Genomic DNA, 3,693 nt, shown 5'->3' on the forward strand with positions numbered 1-3,693 from the left:
CTGCAAAATAGACAAGAAAAATAGAAACTAAAATAATATTTAACTTCGAAAACCATTTCTCGTATTGCTTCATAGAAAGAATACTTTTTTTTGTTTGAAAGACTTGGAATCTCGTTATGAGGAACAGGATCGTAAAGATTCCTTCATACATAAGCCAAGTATGCCAGTCCGACTTAGAAAGATCTAGTACTAAGTATATGATGCCGGTAAAGATAAGGATTGGTACCAGATGTACCAGGCTAAATAATATCGTATGTTCTAACATTCTTTTCTTGTAGATGTGATTAGTTATTGAATCCAAGTTTCTTAACTCCTTCTGCAATTTTCATGATGACACCACCAATAAGTAGATGGTATGCGCCTATTCCTTTCTCGTTTACATACCAGCACATATAGTGCCTAATACCTTCTTTTGCTCCATGATCATGTAAAGGGAAAGGAGATGCGTATTTTTCAGATGACATATTATTATCACCGAAAGGAACCTGTCCTGCAAGAGCAAAACGTTTCTTTGCATCATTTACAATCCAACAACCATAATCTGCTGCTCCATACCATATTGCTTCTTTATGGATCGGATCAATAGAAGGTTGTGCTGGATAATTTTCAGCTAGTATTTGTGCTTTTTCTTCACGAAGTTGTTGATGAATATGTGAATTCAATGGATCTTCCGTTCCGATTTCATAGGTTTCCTCAAAATTCCCACACTCATAAGGGATAAGGGGATTATTTGAATCAGCTGCTAATTGTAGACTGCAAGAATCCGATTTTGAAAGATAGTATACACAGTCTTTGCAGGTGAAAAGGTTTGAAAAAGCTGAATCTGTTTCTTGGTCTGTTACCGTATTATCTACTATAAGTTTTATCATGGCTATCACAATCCTTTTTAGGCTAGTTCGTAAATTAATATAGACGTATCATATCATGCTTATAATTAAATGTAAATATTTTCCATCTAAAAATACCCTAATTTATTTTGAAAGGAATGTTTGTTTTGAAAAGAAATCGAGAATATATTGTTTTGCGAAATTCTATTTTAATAGGTTGGCTGCTTACAATTATCGTAATGGGTCTATCTATCTATTTTTCTTCTATTGTGTATTTACTAATTGGATGTTTCATTCTGTCGCTTAAATATGGATTAATGGGCACCATAAAGAATGTGGAAAAACGTTTACCAACCTGGGCTAACTTTGGTGTCATTGAAAAGCCAGTGAATCGAAGGGTGACCAGACCCTTTCAATTTCGGGGTGGGCTCCTTGTTTCATTAGCGTTAGGATTCGTAGAGATGGTGATAAAAGGCTTATGTATTTCATATTTTATTTTAGGATTAGAAACACATGTATTCCGTTTAATGCGCAGAAACGCAAGAGTGTAAAAAGAAAGGGAGGATTTCATTATGAAAGTATTACTATTTGAATTAGTTCTCATTGCGATTCTGATTCCGTTGAATATCATTGTAAAAAAACATGTACCTAAATGGAAAGGGAAAGTCGGAGAAAAACTGGTGAAACGTATATTAAGTAAATTAGATCCTGAAAGTTATTATGTGCTACATGATGTGACGGTTCATACGGAGTATGGTGATACAACGCAAATTGACCATATTATTATCGCGGAAACAGGTGTATTTGTCATAGAGACGAAGAACTACGAGGGCTGGATCTATGGAGATGAGAAGGCGGCAAGATGGACACAAGGTATTTTTAGAAAGAAACACTCTTTTCAAAATCCATTTCGACAAAACTATAAACATACGAAAGCAATTGAATGGATTATGGAGCAACAGCTGCCGTGTATCTCTATTACAGCGTTTCATCCAAAATGTAGTCTCAAAAGGGTGAATGTCCCTTCTAAAGATAAACATGTCTTATATTATAACAATCTAAAAAAATGTATTGAATCCTATAATGATGTGAAACTAACAAAAGATGAGGTCAAGCATATCTATCAAACTATATTGCGAGCAAATATTACCGATAAGGATATAAAGAAGAAACATGTGAAGTATTTACAGAATAAGTTCGCTAAACAATAAGAAATGGAGACAGGCCAATGTTATATGTAATAGGGTTTTTAGTAATCTCCATAGTAGCCATTCGTCTTAACAAGAAGTATTACAAGTTAAAAGGGAATCCAAAAGATTTTGTGATGAAAAAGAATGATTAAAGATATATTTGTTTAGTGACAATAAAGTTGTTTAATTTACAGTATTAAGACCTAAATCAAAAAAGGTCATAAAAAATAAGGAGTGATACATATTAGTCATTGACTAATATGTATCACTCCTTTACTTCTTGCTCCACAATCGAGCCCGATTGCGGAAAATATGTAACTTCCTTTTACATGTTGATTCAAAGAAAGTAATTGAAATATGGATTTAAATCCATATATTATTATCAGCAGTTAGTTTGGAAGTAGTTTCACCAGTGTTGACTACACCTTTAGGCTCTACCAGCATTATATGGCATTCCTTTTTAGCATAGGTCTTATGCTCCACACCTTTTGGTATCACATACATTTCTCCTTTGGAAAGTTTAACATGTCCATCACGGAATGTGATGGACATCTCACCGTCTATCACGATGAATACCTCATCGGTGTCTTTATGATTATGCCATACAAAATCTCCTAGAATCTTAACTAACTTAAACTGATAGTCATTCATTTCACCAATTACTTTGGGCGACCAGTGTTCATTGAATTTGGACAGTTTCTCGCTTAGATTAATAGCATTATAATTGATATAAATCCCCCTAGAATTATTCTTACCCTTATTTTACAACTTTGATAGATTAATTACTATTTTGATTAAGATCTCAAAATTTTCTACTCGTAAAACATTTTTCGGGTGCTCAGACCATCAAAACGGATGTAATTTTATGTTGCTAGCTAAAATTAAAGGTAAGAAATTATCGGATAGTCAGATTAAGCAGCTATTAAATAGTAATGTAACAGACTTCATTAATGGTTTTAATGGGGGAAAAAGGAGAATTCACAGCTGCCATTCGATTAAAGCCAGACCTTAGTATTTGTTTTGAATTTCCAACTGCAGAGGATCGTACGGTAGGTAAATGTCCATTATGCTAGGGGAGAGTTATTATAGGGGTCACTATACATGCCCATCAACTTAAGAGTGTAAACAAACTTAACTTTCGTTCAGCCGGATTAAAACATTCTCAAAATAGAAGTATATTCTTAAAAAATGCGCATACCAAATAAACCCTAATGGGTTTCACTTTTTTAATTATGCAATTTTCTTTTGTTTTCTCAATCCATTATACTCATAGACAACACCCATAATATCAAAGACAGTCTTCTTCTCATATCTGTGAGATTTCCGTCCATTCTTCTGTAGAAGATGGAACAGGCGGATTAAAATCTTTGTTATTTCTCGGGTGTTTTGCTTTATAGATTGATAAAGAATGTATAGATGATCTTGAATCATTCCAATGGCTTTATATTCGCTTAATTCTCTTTTCTTCTTTTGTAAAATTAATTGTCGCATCTTAAACATAGTAGAAGAACATAGAAAAATAGCGATGAGTTTTCCATAAATGTGGCATTCTAATCGCTCTCGTTTGATATTGTGCCAATTATGGATTTGAAATAAGGATTTCCAAGTTTTAAAGATAATTTCAATCTGCCAGCGGAGGGAATAAAAATCATGTATTTGTTCCATCGGAACCCATT

Annotated in this window: 5 protein-coding genes and 2 pseudogenes; 3 read left to right on the forward strand and 4 right to left on the reverse strand. The window is 33.5% G+C overall.

Translation table 11 applies throughout. The features are described from left to right. Together MR155_RS30695 and MR155_RS30700 are read right to left on the reverse strand one after the other, a co-directional pair. A pseudogene (locus MR155_RS30695) lies at positions 1-301 on the reverse strand (hypothetical protein); the annotation flags it as partial. Continuing rightward, entirely contained in the window at positions 285-869 is a 585-nt protein-coding gene (locus MR155_RS30700; RefSeq protein WP_242312066.1) for a hypothetical protein, read from the reverse strand. The pseudogene MR155_RS30695 and the gene MR155_RS30700, both read right to left, overlap by 17 nt. 125 nt (positions 870-994) lie before the next feature. Here MR155_RS30700 and MR155_RS30705 point away from each other — a divergent pair, with 125 nt between their 5' ends. After that, positions 995-1,378, forward strand: coding sequence for a hypothetical protein (locus MR155_RS30705; protein WP_242312067.1), 384 nt, complete (start codon positions 995-997; stop codon positions 1,376-1,378). Between the two features lie 21 nt (positions 1,379-1,399). After that, complete coding sequence (locus MR155_RS30710; RefSeq protein WP_242312068.1) at positions 1,400-2,038, forward strand: nuclease-related domain-containing protein; 639 nt, start codon at positions 1,400-1,402, stop codon at positions 2,036-2,038. 342 nt (positions 2,039-2,380) lie between these two features. Here MR155_RS30710 and MR155_RS30715 read toward each other — a convergent pair whose 3' ends face one another. Further along, a complete protein-coding gene (locus MR155_RS30715; RefSeq protein WP_242312070.1) occupies positions 2,381-2,746 on the reverse strand; it encodes a cupin domain-containing protein in 366 nt (121 codons plus the stop codon). Positions 2,747-2,834: 88 nt separating this feature from the next. On the opposite strand from MR155_RS30715, the pseudogene MR155_RS30720 reads away from it, so the two are divergent. Beyond that, positions 2,835-3,087 (forward strand): annotated as a pseudogene (locus tag MR155_RS30720) (topoisomerase C-terminal repeat-containing protein); the annotation flags it as partial. Between the two features lie 160 nt (positions 3,088-3,247). Here MR155_RS30720 and MR155_RS30725 read toward each other — a convergent pair. Beyond that, positions 3,248-3,693 (reverse strand): transposase (locus MR155_RS30725; RefSeq protein WP_242312069.1); only part of this gene is annotated, 446 nt, incomplete at its 5' end.

Origin of the sequence: Bacillus cereus group sp. BfR-BA-01331 (assembly GCF_022663915.1) — a bacterium.
In the GTDB taxonomy this organism is placed as follows: Bacteria; Bacillota; Bacilli; order Bacillales; family Bacillaceae_G; genus Bacillus_A; species Bacillus_A mycoides.

Excerpts from the sequence above, each read along its gene's own strand:
- MR155_RS30700 (WP_242312066.1), bottom strand. The coding sequence starts at position 869 with ATGATAAAACTTATAGTAGATAATACGGTAACAGACCAAGAAACAGAT.
- MR155_RS30710 (WP_242312068.1), top strand. The coding sequence starts at position 1,400 with ATGAAAGTATTACTATTTGAATTAGTTCTCATTGCGATTCTGATTCCG.